Origin of the sequence: Rufibacter ruber (assembly GCF_014138425.1) — a bacterium.
Taxonomy (GTDB): Bacteria; Bacteroidota; Bacteroidia; order Cytophagales; family Hymenobacteraceae; genus Nibribacter; species Nibribacter ruber_C.
Genome location: NZ_JACJIQ010000001.1, coordinates 542,314 through 559,934, shown reverse-complemented (window position 1 = coordinate 559,934; position 17,621 = coordinate 542,314). Strand labels below are relative to the sequence as shown.

General features: G+C 54.5%; 12 protein-coding genes. 8 read left to right on the top strand and 4 right to left on the bottom strand.

Annotated elements, in window-relative coordinates; genetic code table 11:
- Positions 1-18 precede the first annotated feature (18 nt).
- Entirely contained in the window at positions 19-1,395 is a 1,377-nt protein-coding gene (locus tag FHS90_RS02205; RefSeq protein ID WP_182511425.1) for a D-alanyl-D-alanine carboxypeptidase, read from the top strand.
- A gap of 127 nt (positions 1,396-1,522) precedes the next feature.
- On the opposite strand, the gene FHS90_RS02200 is transcribed toward FHS90_RS02205, so the two are convergent.
- Positions 1,523-3,013, bottom strand: coding sequence for a glycosyl hydrolase family 18 protein (locus tag FHS90_RS02200; protein WP_182511423.1), 1,491 nt, complete (start codon positions 3,011-3,013; stop codon positions 1,523-1,525).
- Positions 3,014-3,115: 102 nt separating this feature from the next.
- The gene (locus FHS90_RS02195; RefSeq protein WP_182511421.1) at positions 3,116-4,321 is read right to left on the bottom strand and encodes a C40 family peptidase; all 1,206 of its coding nucleotides are present in this window, start codon (positions 4,319-4,321) and stop codon (positions 3,116-3,118) included.
- A gap of 198 nt (positions 4,322-4,519) precedes the next feature.
- Here FHS90_RS02195 and FHS90_RS02190 point away from each other — a divergent pair, with 198 nt between their 5' ends.
- A complete protein-coding gene (locus FHS90_RS02190; protein WP_182511419.1) occupies positions 4,520-4,999 on the top strand; it encodes a GNAT family N-acetyltransferase in 480 nt (159 codons plus the stop codon).
- 193 nt (positions 5,000-5,192) lie between these two features.
- On the top strand, positions 5,193-7,598 hold the full coding sequence (locus FHS90_RS02185) for a TonB-dependent receptor (RefSeq protein ID WP_182511417.1): 2,406 nt from the start codon (positions 5,193-5,195) through the stop codon (positions 7,596-7,598).
- A gap of 760 nt (positions 7,599-8,358) precedes the next feature.
- Here the strand turns inward: FHS90_RS02185 and FHS90_RS02180 are convergent.
- Positions 8,359-9,651: a M20/M25/M40 family metallo-hydrolase gene (locus tag FHS90_RS02180; protein WP_182511415.1), complete on the bottom strand. Its 1,293-nt coding sequence runs from the start codon at positions 9,649-9,651 to the stop codon at positions 8,359-8,361.
- A gap of 291 nt (positions 9,652-9,942) precedes the next feature.
- Between FHS90_RS02180 and FHS90_RS02175 the strand changes: the two genes are divergently transcribed.
- The gene (locus FHS90_RS02175; protein ID WP_182511413.1) at positions 9,943-10,806 is read left to right on the top strand and encodes an NAD(P)-dependent oxidoreductase; all 864 of its coding nucleotides are present in this window, start codon (positions 9,943-9,945) and stop codon (positions 10,804-10,806) included.
- Positions 10,807-10,863: 57 nt separating this feature from the next.
- Here FHS90_RS02175 and FHS90_RS02170 read toward each other — a convergent pair whose 3' ends face one another.
- Complete coding sequence (locus FHS90_RS02170) at positions 10,864-12,123, bottom strand: aspartyl protease family protein (protein ID WP_066839005.1); 1,260 nt, start codon at positions 12,121-12,123, stop codon at positions 10,864-10,866.
- 166 nt (positions 12,124-12,289) lie between these two features.
- On the opposite strand from FHS90_RS02170, the gene FHS90_RS02165 reads away from it, so the two are divergent.
- From FHS90_RS02165 to FHS90_RS02150, 4 genes are all read left to right on the top strand, one after another.
- The gene (locus tag FHS90_RS02165) at positions 12,290-14,857 is read left to right on the top strand and encodes a M14 family metallopeptidase (protein WP_182511411.1); all 2,568 of its coding nucleotides are present in this window, start codon (positions 12,290-12,292) and stop codon (positions 14,855-14,857) included.
- A 165-nt stretch (positions 14,858-15,022) separates the two neighbouring features.
- The gene (locus FHS90_RS02160; protein ID WP_153042849.1) at positions 15,023-15,517 is read left to right on the top strand and encodes a hypothetical protein; all 495 of its coding nucleotides are present in this window, start codon (positions 15,023-15,025) and stop codon (positions 15,515-15,517) included.
- A 33-nt stretch (positions 15,518-15,550) separates the two neighbouring features.
- On the top strand, positions 15,551-15,952 hold the full coding sequence (locus FHS90_RS02155) for a DUF2721 domain-containing protein (protein WP_066838981.1): 402 nt from the start codon (positions 15,551-15,553) through the stop codon (positions 15,950-15,952).
- Positions 15,953-16,290: 338 nt separating this feature from the next.
- Complete coding sequence (locus tag FHS90_RS02150) at positions 16,291-17,526, top strand: S-adenosylmethionine:tRNA ribosyltransferase-isomerase (protein WP_182511409.1); 1,236 nt, start codon at positions 16,291-16,293, stop codon at positions 17,524-17,526.
- The last annotated feature ends 95 nt before the right edge of the window (positions 17,527-17,621 follow it).

Sequence of the window (17,621 nt, the reverse complement as noted above, 5' to 3'; positions counted from 1 at the left end):
CCATCCAGCTCACTCACTATGCAAACCTTGTTCCTGCGCCGTCTCTGGCGGCTACTCCCCTGCCTTGTTCTCCTGTTCCTGGTGGCCTGCAGCGCGGCCAAACAACCTCCAGTCGCTACAGCCCCCACTCCTCCTTCCCCACCGCCCTATGGCCCTGAGGTGATAAAGCAGCAGGTGCTGGAGTCTGAGATGGGTAAAAACCGCTTTGTAGGCTTTGCCTTGTATGACCCGGCATTGGGTAAAATGGTAGTAGAACATAACGCCGATAAATATTTTGTGCCCGCTTCTAACACCAAGCTCTTCACCTTCTATGCCTGCCTTAAAATGCTGGGGGACTCCATTCCGGCACTCAAATACGTGGTGCGCGGTGATTCGCTTCTCTTCTGGGGCACCGGTGACCCCACCTTCACCCATATGGACCTTAAAAACCAGGTAGCCTATGACTTCCTGAAAAACCGGAAAGAGAAGCTATATTACATAGACGCCCCCATGACCAGTACTCCCTTTGCCAACAACTGGGGCTGGGACGATTACAACTACTACTACCAGCCGGAGCGCAGCCCTTTTCCTATTCACGGCAACGTGGTCAAGTTTACCCGGAAAGGGGGAGCCGCCGTTCCCTATTCTACCACCCCTTCACTGTTCAAGCCCCTGCTGAAGACAGATACCGCCCGCTACCCGCATGGAGATGCATTTGTACGGGCATGGCGCACCAATGAGTTTGTTTATTTTCCCAAACATGCACCGGCAGATTTCTCCGTGGAGGTTCCCTTCATTCCCTCGCCAGAGGTAACTGTCCGGCTTTTAACCGATACCCTCAAAAAAAAGGTGACATACCTTAAGAACAGACGCTTGCCAACTGGTACACAAACCTTCTATGGCCTGCCGTCTGATTCTGTGTACAAGCGCATGCTGCAGGTGAGTGACAACCTTTTTGCCGAGCAGCTCATGGCCCTTTGCTCCGGTACCCTGTCTGACACCATCTCTATTGAAAGAGCGATACGCCATGTGGTGAAAACATATCTGGCTGATCTGCCAGACGCCCCGGTTTGGGTAGACGGCTCAGGGCTGTCCAGCATGAACATGTTTACCCCCCGCAGCATCATTGCGCTTTTACAGAAACTCCAGCAGGAACGCCCCACAGACCGCCTGCTGCCTTTAATGGCCACCGGAGGCAGGCCCGGTACTTTCAGGAACATCTACAAAGCAGAGCCGCCCTTTGTCTTTGGCAAGTCAGGAACGCTGGCGCACGTGCACAACCAAAGCGGCTACATTATTACCAAAAGCGGCAAAATGCTCCTGTACAGTTTCATGAACAACAACTTCAGGGTTTCCTCCGGAGACATCAGAAACGAAATGGTGCGTATCATGACCGAGGTGCACGAGAAATACTAGCCCTGGTCTTTTGAGCATTCCTGTTTTTGGGCTGTTTTCTAAAAAACAGCCCAAAAACAGGAACAGTACTAAAAAGCCTCGCCACCCGTACAGGTAAGCGAGGCTTTTTTTATGACGCGTATGTCACCTATTCTACCACTACCACCCGGTGCGTGGTGGTGCCCCGGGGAGAACTTATTGTTAAAAAGTAAAGTCCGCCAGCAAGCTGCTGGGTGGTCAAAGAGCCGTCACCTCCTACCACAGGGGCAGGATAAGTTCTTCCCACGGCATCTCTGAGAAACAACTGAGTACCGGCCACAGTTTTCCCTAAGAACATTTTCTGGCCACGGGCCACGGGGTTAGGGTAGGCAACTGGCTGGCGGTCTGTCTCCAGCTCATCACCGGCAGCCAGGGCGGCAGGCGGAAACTTGGCTCTGAGGAGGGCATTTACTTCAGGGTTAACACTTGGCTTATCATAGCCCAACGCCCAGATTCCCATGCCGGCCAAGCCTTTGGAATTGATTAAATCTAATTTTAAACCCAGACTTTCTACATCATCATAATAGGTCTGAAACCATTGATTGTTCTCCTGATAAATATAATAAGGCACTGAACCCTGTGAATTCCATTTCCTAACATATCCTTTTGTTGCTAATTCTTGTTTGGCAGTAGCATAGGTAACAGATTCTGACGCCACTTTGCTGTTCTGGGTTTTAGAGGCAGCCCCTACCACATCACTCTCAGTGGCCCACCTTCTGCCGTAAAAAGGCAACGCCAGCAATACCTTGGCAGCCGGGAGTTGGGTTAAATAATTATCTACAGACCTTGTCAAGTTTTGGGACGGTCCCCAGTAATCCCAACCGCTGGGCCCTAAAGGCGCAACAGGGCCCGCCGTAGGGGAACCTGCATACCAGTAGTCATAGCCCATGATCAGGAAATCATCTACCTGCGTCATGGCCGCCACATCAAAGGCATTGGTGCTGCTGAACGACGCTGGCAGGGCAATGGAAACCCTTGATCCCGGTATCTCCGCATGAAATCTGTCTGCCAAAGTATTCATGAAACTGGTAAGGGCATTCCGCTCTGCGGCAGCCACAAATTCAAAATCAATATTTACCCCGTCGCCACCACGGGACTTAACCAAAGAAATAAGGGTGCTGATGAGGGTTTCCCTGCTGGTGGCTTTGTTGAGGAGAGCGGCATTATTGGCTTCGCCGAAGTTGGTCACCGTTAGCACGACCTTCACGCCGGCAGAATGGGCGGCCTGGATTAAGCCTGTTGTGTTCCAGTTCCTAATGGTGCTGTACTCCCCCGTACTAGGATTCACCTCATAAGAAAACCAGGCAATGGTATGCAAATTACTGAAATCATAGGTATTCCACATCTCCCCTTGCCAGTAAGGGTGCCAGCCAAATACTTTTTTGCTCAGGGGGTCGCCTGTTCGGCGCTGGTTTTGCGTTTTCTTTGCTTTGCGCAACACCTCAGGGTCACGGCCAAGAGCCAGGTCATACTCAGCATCTGTGGCAAAGTTGAGGTGCCGATACCGGTTAAGCTCCTCTTCATGCGTAGACTGGGCTTGAGCAGAAAAGGCCAGACTACAAAGGCTTGTGTAAAGAAACAGAAAGTAGATTTTTTTCATGGGCAGAAGAATAAAAAGGGGGAAACAAAAAACACTGCGGCAGACCAGGATTGTTTACCTGGCTCTGCCGCAGTGTTAAAGTAATTAAAAAAATTAATAAACCTATTGATAGAGGGCCGCTGTTCTCAAATCCAGCAAAGTTGCCTGCGGCGGTACCCGTTTAGCCCGCAGAAACCGTTTACGCTCAGGCTCATCAAAGTTAGGGGCGGCCGGGTCCATGCTACTGATGCGCACACGCCCGGCAGAGTGAATGAATTCGTTGTTGCCTATCCACATGCCCACGTGCACCACCCGCTCCGGCTTCCCGTCTTTGGCCGGGGTGCCAAAAAAGAGTAAATCGCCGGGCTTCATGTTCTGGAAGCCGTCTTTGGTATCTACCGGTTCCCCCACGTGCACCTGCTGGCTTGCATCACGGGGCAGCACCAGTCCATTCATAAAATACACCGTCTTGGTGAACCCGCTGCAGTCTACGCCTTTAAAGGAAGTACCACCCCACAGATAGGGCAGACCCAGAAGCTTTTTAGACGTCTCCACCAGGTTTTGCTCAGTGGGTTGGCGGGTAGCGGCCCATTGGGCATATTTTTCGGCTTCCCCCAATGCCACAAACGCAGTGCGGCCGTCTGGGAACTCTACTTCGTAAAAGCCTTTGCCTTGCTTCTTCAACACCATCACATCACCATACACCAGGTCAGACACCGTGGCTCCCTTCTGGTCTGGCTGCGCATAGGCAAAGCCGTAGGGGTTGGTGTACAGAAGCTTTTCGCCCTGCTGCCACTGGGCAAAGGTGGGGGCGTCCATGGTTTTGATCCCGCTGCCGTCAACCCAAGCAAGGTAGTGGTCTGGGGTTTGCACCAGGTACCAGCCCCGCTGGTACTTCCAGACTTTCAAGGGGGTTCCCAGGGTGGCCTGCGTGGCCAGCTCTGCCGGGTGCCCCGGCTCAGACCGTAGGTTGGCCACAGACAACGTCACCACCGCCTGGGTCTTGCCCTCCAACGCCGCCTCTGGCAGCACCTGAATACTGTCCTGGTAAGAGATTCCCGCCGCCTTGAGCCTTTCCAGCAGAGCCGTTTTGGCCGCGGGCATGTTGGTTTCCCCTACCAGTGCCGAGCCATTGGCACTCACCTTAAACAGCGCCACCCGCTTATCTGGGGCAAACTGCTGCCTAACGGCTTCAAGGTGCGGGGTAAAGGCCGAGGGCGCCGTAGCCGACACCCTTTGCACGGCTGCCACTTCAGGGGCTGGCTTGCTGCTGGAGCAGGCGGCCAGAAACCCCGCGAACAAAAGGAGGGGGAGAGAATTCTTTTTCATGTCTGTCAAGTCTGAAGCCGAAATATAGGCTTTTTGAGCTACAACCTGAACAGGAAAAACGGGCAACTCGTTCAGGTTTGCCAGATTAAGCGATGATACCTGTCAACCAGGCCCTGTTTTCGGCCTGTTTTTCAGAAAACAGGCCGAAAACAGGAAGAAGGATCTGTATCTTTGGCCAGTTTCTTGCGTCTCAACTTTATGCCTACCCCTACCCCCGGTGCCCCTGTCACTATCATAGACTACGTACCTGCCCATGCCCCCGCCTTCAAAGCCCTCAACCAGGCCTGGATTGAGCGGTACTTTGAAATGGAGGAACTAGACCACCAATCTTTAGGCGACCCAGACGGCTACATCATTGCCAGGGGCGGACATATTTTCATGGCCGATTACCAGGGTGAGTTGGTAGGTACCTGTGCTTTGCTCAAAGTTGACCACACCACCTACGAGCTCGCCAAAATGGCGGTCACTGACAAGGTTCAGGGCCTTAAAATTGGCCGTAGGCTGGGGGAAGCCGCCATCCGGACAGCCCGCGGCCTGGGTGCCAGAACCCTATTCCTGCTCTCAAACCGCAAGCTGGAGACGGCCTTGCACCTGTACCGCAACCTGGGTTTTCAGGAGGTGCCTGATGAGCTCAGAGAATACAAGCGCGCTGATATCAAAATGGTACTGGCCCTTTAACCACTATTCCCTCCCCCTTAGAGCCTGTTTAAATTTTGATTTTGCAAGCGGAAACGGGGAGCGAAAGGTTCTTCTATAGCGTTATTTGAGCAGCATACGCCCCGCTATGGTGCGGGAAAAAGGCGAAGCCAGGTTCTTTTGATACCCGTTTGCAGCGCAAAAGACAAATTTAAGCATGCTCTTACACCGGCTTATGAAACCAATTTTACTTCTACTCTCGCTGGCCCTTACTTTTGGGGCAGCCGCCCAGACAGTGACCGTGCTAGACAAAGGCAGCCTGCAGCCTCTGGCGGGGGTGCGGGTCACTCCCACACAAGGCGGGGCCGTCTTAATGACCAATGGCAAGGGCCAGTTCAACCTTGATCTGTTCCGGGCAACAGACAGTCTGCGGCTGGAGCGGTCAGACTACCAGCCCCGCACGCATGCGGTACGTCAGCTTCAGGCCCAGGCGTACCGCGTGCTGCTCACTGAGAAAAGCTATTCACTTGACGAAGTGGTCATCTCTGCCAGCAAGTTTGAGGAGAAACGCATAGACGTGGCCCAGCAGATAGAAGTGCTCAAAGCGCGGGAGCTGGAATTCCAGAGCAACCCCACCACCGCAGATGTGTTGCAGCAGAGCGGGCAGGTACTGGTGCAGAAAAGCCAGGCCGGCGGCGGAAGCCCTATTCTGCGGGGCTTTGAAGCGAACAAGGTGCTCATGGTCATTGACGGCGTGCGCCTGAACAATGCCATCTACCGCGGCGGCCACCTCCAGAATGTGATCACCGTAGACAATGCCGCCCTGGAGAAGGTAGAAGTTGTGTTCGGGCCGGGGTCAGTGGTGTACGGGTCAGATGCGCTGGGCGGGGTCATGCATTTCTACACCAAAAACCCAACACTGGCAGATAGCGCTGGCCCGCGGGTGAACGGCGGGGCTTTTCTAAGGTACGCCACCGCCAACCAGGAGAAAACGGCGCACGCAGACATTTCCATCGGCGGCCGCCGATGGGGGAGTTTCACCAGTCTTACCTTTTCTGATTTTGATGATCTGAGGCAGGGTGCTAACCGTGATCCTTTTTACGGCACCTGGGGTTTGCGCCCATTCTACGCACAGCGGCAAAACGGGCAGGATGTGAGGGTGCCCAATAAAAACATCAACGTGCAGCAGCAGAGCGGGTACCGGCAGTATGATGTGCTGCAGAAGATTCTGTTCCAGGCATCGCCCACCACGTCCCATTTACTGAACGTACAGTTCTCCACGTCTTCAGACATACCCCGGTATGACCGTTTAACAGAAGTAGACGGGAAAGGGAATCTCAAGCAGGCAGAATGGTACTATGGCCCACAGGAACGCTGGCTCGCAGCGTACACCTTCGCTACCCAAGGCAAAGGCTGGCTAGAGAACCTGCGAGTTACAGCTGCATATCAAAGCGTAGAGGAAAGCAGGCATAACCGCGGCTTTGGCAAGAGGTTGCGTCAGAACCGTTTTGAGCACGTAGATATTTTCACCCTCAACGCAGATGCCAGCCGTCTTTTGGGGGAGCATGAGCTACGCTATGGACTGGAGGGAAGCAATCATGAGGTTTCCTCCAATGCCCACGGCATCCATATAGATACAGGAGAACAGCAACCGTTAGATACCCGCTACCCCAGCGGCGGGTCAGACATGCGCACCGCCGCCGCCTATTTTACCCACACCTGGGAAATCAGCCCCCGCTGGATTCTTTCTGACGGGATCAGGCTGAGCCGAGTAGCGCTGAACGCAGATTTCTCCCGTGACAAGGCCTTTTTCCCCTTCCCTTTCCAGGAAGTGCAACAGAAGAACACCGCCGTGAACGGAAACCTGGGGCTCGTCTTTCAGCCGGGGCGGGAATGGCGGCTGGCCGCGGTGGCCTCCTCCGGGTTCAGGGCACCCAACGTAGATGACCTGGGCAAGGTGTTTGAGTCAGTGCCCGGCCAGCTGATTGTGCCTAACCCAGACCTGAAGCCTGAGCTCACCTACAACGCAGAACTTTCTATTGGCAAAACCGTGGCCCAAAGCGTGCGCGTGGAGGGGGTGGGCTTTTACACCTGGTACCGTGACGCCATCACCACCCAGCCGTTTCTGTTTCAGGGCCAACCTACCATAGAATACAACGGACAAACCAGTGTAGTCACGGCCAATGTGAACGCCAACAGAGCCTACATTTACGGGTTCAGCGGCTCGCTGTCTGCAGATGTCACCCAGGCCTTCCGGATTACCTCCACCCTCACCTACACCTACGGCCGTCTGCAGGCGGAGCCCGGCGAGATGCCGCTGGACCACATTCCGCCGGTATTTGGCAAGACCAGTTTTTTCCTGACCCTGCCCAAGTTTAGGTCTGAGTTCTTTGTGCAGTACAACGGCTGGAAGCGGCTGAAAGACTACAACCCAGTGGGGGAAGACAATCTGCAGTACGCTACCCCAGAAGGCGTACCGGCCTGGTACACGCTCAACCTGAGAACCGCTTACCAGCTGCACCCGCGCGTGCAGCTACAGGCCGCGCTGGAAAATATCCTGGATAGGTTTTACCGGGTGTATGCCTCTGGCGTCAGTGCCCCGGGCAGAAATCTGGTGCTCACCGTGAGAGGGAATTTCTAACCGTACTTAAAAAAATGCCGCCTGTTTTCGGCCTGTTTTTCAGACAATACTTCGGACAGTTTAGATGAGTAGAAAAAGTGCGTTTGTAGCGTTTGAGGGCATGTATAGGTTTAGCATCCAATGTTTTTTCTCCATTTTGGGAAATACCTAACTGCCATTTAATTACTTAAACCCCATTTATAGCCTCTAAAGCCTCTTTTTGCCTTTTAAAATTGTCCGAAGTATTGTCAGAAAAACAGGCGGAAAACAGGCGGGTTTCTCTTTAACCTGGAATCAGGAATTAAACCACTTCTTTGGGAGCCTGTATTGCACAAGTCCCAGCAACAGGCTCTTCCTTGCTGCTCTTTCCCTTATTTTTGAACATAGGTTCTGTAGCAGATTGTCTCCCTTTCCAAAGGTTGTCTGCATGCGCACAGGAATTGTGCCGGAGCCCAGGCTTTTTAGAAGCATTCTTCAGTTTTCCTCCTGAAATGATCTTGTTCACGAATGGCAAAACCAGTACATCACTGCCTCACTCGCTTGCCTATAAGATCTTTGGAGAATGACAGAAAGAAGATGTTGAAAGAGAGGGAGGTGCAGCATCAAAAGATATTCAGGGTGTAGCCCTCGCGGGGGTCACCTTATAGTACCAAAGCGTAAAAAGAAAAGCTTCCGTTTTTGGCCTCTTTTCCAGAAAGTAGCGCAAAAACGGAAGCTTCCCTATGTCTTGAGTCTTGTGGCGTACGGCGTATGCCTTCTGTCTGACAGACAATGCCCTACCTTACTGCACCTGTGCCTTATCTACTCGTTTAGGCGTCTTTTTGCCTTGCACAAAATCTTTCGCGCCCATGGCAATGGCCTTGATCATATTGGTCATGTGCGCCATGTCCAGGCTCTCCACCTCATCATCTACAGAGTGGTAAAGTTTGTCCTGGTCAATCTGCACGGAGGAAATGGTGTGCGCCGGCACTCCCAATTTAGCCAGGGTAGCGTTGTCTGAGCGGTAGAACAGGTTCTGGTCTGGGTACGGGTCTGGGTGGAAGCTGTAAGTGGTACCTTTCACCGCCTGCTGCAGCAACGTACCGAAGTCAGATTTTTCAAAGCCGGTAACGTAGGCGCTGTTCGGGCCAAACTTAGAGCCTTTGCCAATCATCTCAATGTTGAACATGGCCACAATCTCATCTGGGTTCAGCTGCTTAGAGAAATACTGCGACCCAAAGCCGCCTATCTCCTCGGCGGTGAAGGCCACAAAGATCAGCGTGCGCTCTGGTTTGGGTTGCTTCTTAAAGTGTTTGGCAAGGGTGATCACCGCGGTAGTCCCAGAGGCGTCATCATCAGCGCCGTTGGCAATGGAGTCACCCGCCACCGGTTTCAGAATGCCAATGTGGTCATAGTGACCGGAGAAAACCAGGTACTCCTGGGCACGCTTGCCCGGGATCATGCCCGCCACATTGGCCAGGGACAGCTCCTCTACCTCATTCTTGATTTCTACCTCAAACGAGGAGAGCGAGGTGAGCGGAGACAGCACAAAGACATGGGTAGCCCCTTTGCCTATTTCCATTACCGGGCTTGACTGCTTAAAGAAACCGGCATAGCGTTTGAACATGGCCTCATGCTTGGGGTGCACCACAATCAAAGCATCTTTCTCCCCCCGCATGGCGGCGCCAAAGGCTTTTCTGAAATCATCGTTCTCCCCAATGAACACCGGCTGGGGCGCTTTTTCCTCCCACTCAAACTTGCGGTGCCCGGTGGTGTAGAAAAACTCCTCCGGCTTCAGGTCCTTGTCATTGATCTCCACGGTGGCCTTCTCCGGCTTCAGCCTGAACATCTTGAACTCCTGCTTGAAATCAGTGTCACCGGCCAGCGGCTGGAGGCCAATCTTCTTAAATTCAGCAGAGATGAAATCAGCGGCCTTGTCTATGCCGGGCGTGAAGGTCTGGCGCCCCCGCATCTCATCTGAGGCCAGGGTTTTGATGATGCGCTCCACGTCTTGCTGCTGAATGTCTTTTTGGGCGAAGGCTCCTGACAGCGGCAGGGCTACCAGGGAGAGGGCAAGGTACTTTTTCAGGTTCATGGGGTATGGTAAAGGTAGAGGTACGCACCCGCGCTTCCGGGGGGCGGGCATAGGTAATAAGAGTCGCTCCCACCATCAAAACCTTACAGCATTTTGTGGCAGAGAGGCAACCTGCGGTAAGTTTAGCTCTTTTTGAGGAAACGGAAAACTTCAGCCATCCATCTGAGCTGTAATTTCCTGTTTTCGGCCTGTTTTTCAGAAAACAGCCTCAAAACAGAAAACGCCGGCAAGAAAACGGTTTGCTTTAGCCCGCCCCAACGTATTACTTAGTGTCATATCAATTAAGCAAACATGAAAATAGGATTTATAGGATTAGGCATCATGGGCAGCCGAATGGCCGCCAACCTGCAGAAAGCGGGGCATGAACTGGTAGTCTTCAACCGCACCCCAGACAAGGCAGAGGCGCTGGTGAAGGCGGGGGCGGTACTGGCGCCGTCACCGGAAGAGGTGGGGCGCCAGTGCCGTCTGGTGTTCACCATGCTGTCCACCCCGGAGGCGGTGCAGGAGGTGGCGCTGGGCCAGCAGGGTTTCCTGAAGGAGCTCCCCGGCCATTCGCTCTGGGTAGACTGCAGCACCGTGAACCCGTCTTTCTCCCGCCAGATGGCCAAAGCGGCGCTCAAAATGGGGCACCGCTTTCTGGACGCGCCCGTTTCCGGCTCCCTGGCCCCGGCAGAGAACGGGCAATTGGTTTTCCTGATTGGGGGCGAAGAAAATGACATTACTGAGATCAGGCCGCTGCTGGACGCCATGGGCAAAGCTGTTTTACACATTGGCGGCCACGGGCAGGGCGCCAGCATGAAGATGGTGAACAACATGCTCTTTGGGCAGATCATGGTGGCGTTTGCTGAAGCCCTGAAACTGGGCACCTACCTGGGCATGACAGAAGAAACCCTTTGCCAGACCCTGCTCAATGGCCCCGGCGGCGCCCCTTTCCTGAAAGGGAAGGAAAACAAACTCCTCTCCCGTGATTTCAGCCCTGAGTTCCCGCTGGAATGGATGCATAAAGACCTGCACCTGGCCGGTGTCACGGCCTATGAGCAGGAGATTGCGCTGCCGTTCCTGCATGCGGCAAAAGAACTGTTTGCCCAGGCCAAACAAGCGGGTTTGGCCGGTGAAGACTTCTCTGCCGTTTACCAGTTCATCAACCCCAAATAAGATTTCTGTTTTCGGCCTGTTTTTCAGAAAACAGGCCGAAAACAGAAACACGCCTGATTAGATGACATCCCGCAAGGTAAGGGTGGTTTCAAATGCTTCTGTGTCTCTTCTCACCTGCAACCTCAGGTTTCTCCCGGGTCTGCTCTGAAAGAAATGAAGCACCTCGGCCAGCGATTTGTCTGCCACTTTTATGCCGTTGATGGTAACCAGGGCGTCTCCCGCCTTTAAACCGGCAACATGGGCCGGGGAGTCTGGAATCACCTCAGAAATGGTGTAGTAATTCAACCCCGGAATGGGAGAGCTCAGCTCCATGCCGCTGAGGTTGAAATAAAAGGGCTTTTTGTACTTGAAATTGGGGGAAAGCAGCATGGTGGCGTTTCCGTAATCAAAGACCACTTTAAACCGCTGCAGCACATCTGCGCCCAGGTTCCCGTTGCGGTTGTTCATGCCTAACGCGTGCCTGATGGAAACCGTGTCTGGAAAAGAAGCCGCGGGTTTGTGCAGCCGGTACCCGCCAATGTGCAACGCCTGGATTCTGCCAATTTCCCCTAAGATATCGCCGTTGAGCCCCCGGCCCAGATACGCGGAGATAGTGGGGCTGGGCAGAATTGCCCCGTTCAGGGTTGGGGGGTACAGCATCACCGACGTACTCATACCGCTGTCAATAATCAGCTTGACGGGTTGCCTCAGCCCGCTGGGGAAAACAGCCTCTGCGTTCAGGTAGGGTTTTGCCCCTTCAATCATGAGCGGGACCTCTGTAAAGCGCTTCTTCTTGTTTTGGGGGTATTTACCGGGTTTGTAAAGTGTAAGATAGCCGTTGGCGTAATCTATCTCCACCACAAAATTTTTGAACAACGGGTAGCCAATGATGCCATTCACATTCACCCCCAGGCGGTAAGACAGGTCAAACACGTTTTCCTCCAGAATTAACAGTTCCTGGTTAGAGGCCTCCACCCCGGCTATTTTAATCTTATTCCCCACTGAGGCAAACGCCTTAAGGCCTTCCCCCTTCCCCAGCCCCCGCAGCGTGAGGTGCTCCACATTGTTCAGGGAAATGGTATCGGTTACGCCCAGTTCAAACAGCAACACCCGGTCTACCCCGGTATCTACCACAAAATAAAGGGGCTTTGAACCATTGATCTGCACCGGCACAATGATCAGGTTATGGATCAGTTTGAACGGGATGCGCACCTTGTTCCGGCCCGCCGGAAACTGCAGTTCCTCTACCGCTTTTTGCTCTGGCTGCGCCACAGCCAGACCACCCTGCAGGAGGCAGTAGAGCGTGCAGCAGAAGAGTACTCCCCTAAGAAGCCACATAGACCAGATCAGCAACAGTATAACCCGTTCAATATAAGATATTTTATACAAAGCAGGAAATCTCCCCCTGCTCCCCCAGGTTCACAAAAGGTACTTGCGAAATGGGAAAATTGCCCCCATCTTGCATTGGCCAATTCTTCCTTTTCTGCCACCCTTTCTATTCTTCATGAAGAAGCTTCTGATCCTGATCCATCTGGTTTGTGTAGGGTTCTGCCTGCCCGCTTTTGCCCAGCCCACCCTCTCCTACTACCTTCCTGCCCACCTCAGCTATGACCAGAAAATCCCCACCCCCAAACAGGTGCTGGGGTATGAGGTGGGTGAATGGCATGTGACCCATGACCAGCTGCTCAACTACCTGCGAGTGGTAGATTTTGTCTCTGACCGCCTCACTCTTACTGAATACGGCCGCACCCATGAGAACCGCCCGCTGGTACTGCTCACTATTACCTCTAAAGAGAACCACCAGAACCTGGACCAGATCAAGGCGCAGCACCAGCAGCTCACTGATCCCGCTGTCTCAGGCAAACTGAGCCTGAAAGATATGCCCGCGGTGGTCTGGATGGGCTACAGCGTACACGGGAACGAACCCAGCGGCACAAACGCATCTTTGCTGGCGGTCTACCACCTGGCGGCGGCCCAGGGCCCTGAAATAGACAACCTGCTGCGCCAAACAGTTATTCTGGTAGACCCAAGCATTAACCCAGACGGCCTGCAGCGGTTCTCTACGTGGGTGAACGCCAACCGCGGCAAAAACCTGGTCACAGACCCCAACCACCGGGAGTTCTCAGAAACCTGGCCGGGCGGGCGCACAAACCACTACTGGTTTGACCTGAACCGCGACTGGCTCCCGCTGCAGCACCCGGAGTCCAGAGGGCGCTTGGCCAAGTTCCACGAGTGGAAGCCCAACCTGCTAACCGATCACCACGAGATGGGCACCAACTCCACGTTTTTCTTCCAGCCGGGCGTACCCAGCCGGAACCACCCGCTCACGCCGCTTAGCAATTTCAAGCTCACGCAAAAGATTGGCACCTATCACGCCAGGGCCCTGGACAAGATTGGCTCGCTGTACTATACAGAACAGGATTATGATGACTTCTACTACGGGAAGGGCTCTACCTACCCAGATGTGAACGGCGCCATTGGCATCTTGTTTGAGCAGGCCAGCTCCCGCGGCCATGCGCAGGAGAGTGTAAACGGGGTGCTCACGTTCCCCTTTACCATCAGAAACCAGTTCACCACCACCCTCTCCAGTTTAGAGGCGGCTGTCAACCTGCGGGAAGAGTTGCTGGAACACCAGCGCACTTTTTACCAGCAAGCAGTCAAAGAAGCCGCCAGAGACAAGGTGAAAGGCTATATCTTCAGTGCTGAACAGGATCCCATGCGGGCGTACCACCTGGCCGAGATCATGCAGCAGCACCAGATTCGGTTACACCGGCCTAAGCAGAACATTACCCTTGGCAAAGCCACCTACACCCCAGAGAACGCCTTTATTGTACCGCTGGAACAACCGCAGTACAAGCTCATTCTGGCCATGTTTGAGAAACGCACCACCTTTCAGGACAGCCTCTTCTATGATATTTCTGCCTGGACGTTTCCGCTGGCGTTTGATTTAGCGTACGCGCCCTTGAACAACACCCAGGCGTTTGGCCCCCGGGTGGAAAAAGTGGTGAGGCCAACCGGCAAACTGGAGGGCGGCTCTCCCGCCTATGCCTATGCGTTTGAATGGACCGGCTATTACGCACCGCGGGCACTGTACAAGCTGCAGAGGCAGGGAATCCAGACGCGGGTGGCCACCAGCCCGTTCACCTCCCCGGAGGGGAAAGAGTTTGGGTACGGCACAATTCTGATTTCGGCCGCAGGGCAACCGCTTTCCCCGGAGGCGCTGCACACCCGCCTGCAGGCTGTGGCGCAGGAAGACGGCATCACCCTGCACAGCCTGGGCTCCGGCCTGAGCGGCAAGGGAATCAAATTGGGCAGCCCTAACATGCTGGGGCTTTCAACGCCTAAGGTGGCCATGGTGGTGGGCGACGGGGTTGGGTATCTGGACGCCGGCGAAATCTGGCACCTGCTGGATGACCGCTTCGGGATGCCCTTGACGCTGCTCAACCAGGACCGCTTTAACCGGGCCAGCCTGAACCGCTACACCACCCTCATTCTGCCAGACGGCTCCTTTAACGACCTCACCACCGCCTCCCGTGACAAACTGCGCGCCTGGGTGCAGGCGGGCGGCACCCTTCTTGCCACCGGCAATGCCGTGAAATGGCTAGCTGACAACAAGATAGGAGACTTCACGTTTAGAAGCGGCACCGGCAATGGAGACACCAGGGGCAGCCAGCTGGCTTACGCTGACCTCCAGAACACGCAGGGCGCGCAGGAAATAGGCGGTGCCATCTTTGAGACCCGGTTAGACCTGACCCATCCGCTGGGCTACGGCTACACCCAACCGCTGTTGAGCATCTTCAGAAACAGCAGCCTGTCACTGGAGCGGGTGGCCAATCCTTTTGCCAATCCGCTGATGTACACCGCTGAACCGTTGCAAGCGGGCTACATCAGCAAACAGAACTATGCCAGAATCAAGAATTCTGCGGCCATTGGCGTGTCAGCGGTGGGCAACGGCCGGGTGATTGGCATCATTGACAACCCCAATTTCAGGGCGTTCTGGTACGGCACCAACAAACTTTTCCTGAACAGTATCTTCTTTGGGTCTATCATTAGCGGCGCGTCTGCCAGATAAGAGCCTGTTTCTGCCGGTGCCTCCCTTAGATAGGGAGGCACCGGCTGTTTTTGAGCTGTTTTTAGAAAACCAAGGCTAAAACGCATCCGTTCTTTTCCTAACTTGCCCCGCCAGTTGGCCAAGGCCGGCACAAAAACCTGTTTCAGCACCTTATTCCTTGCACGCATGAGCGCCTCACACTATCAGCAGTTGGTGGATCTGGTTCTTACCCAAGACCACGCTTCTTTACAACCCCAGCTTTCCCCGTTGTACCAAGACCTGAACCAGGCGTTCAAAGACGCGAGGCCCGGCCGCAAAAGCCAGGAGGAGATCAGCTACCGGTTTGAGCGGCTGCGCCTGGGCATTGGGATCCTGCTCATGCAACTGCTCATGGACCTGGGCGGCGACGAAGACAGCCAGGAGGTGCGGGACCTGCTCCAGCAGGCGCTGGCAGCCGGCAACGTAGCTGAAATTGACAAAACCATTCAGCAGAAAAGCCACCTCTTTGAAGACCTTTACACAGACCTCTATGTGAACACAGAGGCAGAGGCGGTACTGGCCCTCTTTGAGGCCACCCTGCACGCATCCTCTAAAGAGGAAGCAGATGAGATTATTGTGGAGGCGTTAGATCTGGCCCAGGACCTGGAGTTTGACCAGGAGGACCCGGACACCCATGCGTAGCAACGTTACCGGTTTCTCATACGCCGCCTCCTGATGGAAATCACCCTCACCACCCCGGCCCTTCTTTTCCCGGCACTCTCCTTGTTGCTGTTGGCGTTCACCAACCGGTTTATGGCCTTGGCTTCTTTGATCAGAAACCTGAAACACCAGTACAAAACCACCCAGAACCGCCTCATTTTTGGGCAGATCCAGAACCTGCGCACCCGGCTCCTGCTGATCAGGAACATGCAGGCCTTTGGTATTGGCAGCATGTTCTCCTGCGTGCTGTGCATGTTCTCTCTGTATGAGGGCTGGCAAACCGCCGGGAAAATAATCTTTGGTCTGAGCCTTATCCTGCTCATGATTTCCATGGCGCTCTCCCTGTGGGAGATCCAAATCTCCGTCAAGGCCCTGGAGCTGGAGTTAAGTGACATTGAACAGGAAGAGAGCAAGTAAGGGCGACCCTGCGCCAGCCTTTACCCGGTGAGCGGGGCAGATCAAAAGGGGGTGCCCATTTAAAACCTGCTCTTGCCCGCCTTGCCCGGTCTGGCTCCAGGCCCACCTACCAGGAACCAATCAGCTTCACCTTTCCCTTCAATTCGTCCTATTCCTTTATATTCAAGGCGTCTTTTTAAAGGTTGAACGAAACCTTGCCTCCTCATGCCGGGCGCTGGAGTATCTTTGGGTCAACCATTGCTTTGGCAGCAGGAATTTTGTTTTTGTATACATTTGCCGCAGACTATTGTAGCTGGGTTCCACTTCCTACCTTTGTCTTTTCTTCGCATAACACGAGCATGAGTAACCAACACCCCAGACAGCTTTCCATCACTGATTTCACCTATGATTTACCAGAAGACCGCATAGCCCAGTTTCCGCTGGAGGTGCGGGACCAGTCACGCCTGCTGCTCTGCCGGCAGGGCAAGATCTCAGACGGACAGTTCAAGGACCTGGCTACCGTGTTGCCCCCGCAGGCCATGCTGGTTTTCAATGACACCAAGGTAGTACAGGCAAGGCTTCGGTTTCAGAAAGCCACCGGCGGCATGATTGAGCTGTTCTGCCTGGAGCCGCTGGAACCGGTGCGGGAGGTACAGGTGGCCATGCAGCAAACGTATTCTGTGGTCTGGAAATGCCTGGTGGGAAACAACAAACGCTGGAAAGACAGCCGCCTGGAAATGCCGCTGGGGCCTTACCCGCAGGACGGAACGCTTTGGGCAGAGCGCCTGGCCCCGGCAGAGGAAGGGTATGCCATTCATTTCACCTGGAGCCCCGGCGAACTCACCTTTGCGGAGATTCTGGAGAAGGCTGGTTTGCTGCCCCTGCCCCCGTACATGAACCGTGATGCAGAAGTCAGTGACCAGGACCGTTACCAGACGGTGTACGCCGCAGAAAAAGGGGCGGTGGCGGCCCCTACCGCCGGTTTGCACTTCACCCCTGAGCTCCTGGAGCGTATTCAGCAGCAAGGGCACCAGCAGGCCTTTGTTACGCTGCACGTGGGCGCCGGCACGTTCAAACCCGTCAAGGCAGACCTCATGCAGTACCATTACATGCACGGCGAGCAGCTGAACGTAAGCCGCCAGATGATTGAAAAGCTCCTGCACCACCTGGGCAAACCCATCATTCCTGTAGGCACCACCTCTATGCGCACCCTGGAAAGCCTTTACTGGCTGGGTGCCGGCATTTCATTGGGCCTGCTCCCGCCCGAGGATGAGGAGGAGTTGGTTCTGCCCCAGTGGTTCCCGTATGACGTACGCACCACGCTGTCTGTGCAGGAAGCCCTGGAGGCCTTGCTGCATTACCTGGATGAAAACCAGCTGCCGTACCTGCAGGCCACCACGCGCATTTTGATTGCCCCCGGCTACAGCTTTAAACTCTGCACTGGCCTGATCACCAATTTTCACCAGCCCCAAAGCACGCTGCTGCTGCTGGTAGCCGCCCTCATTGGCCCCACCTGGCAAAAAGTCTACAAACACGCCCTGGCCAACGGCTACCGCTTTCTGAGCTACGGTGACAGTTCACTCCTGCTTCCCTGATTTCTGTTTTGGGGCTGTTTTTCAGAAAACAGCCCCAAAACAGAAATCAGCTTTCCTCAGGGTCTGGCCGCTCAGGTGCTATATCTCTCCCGCCC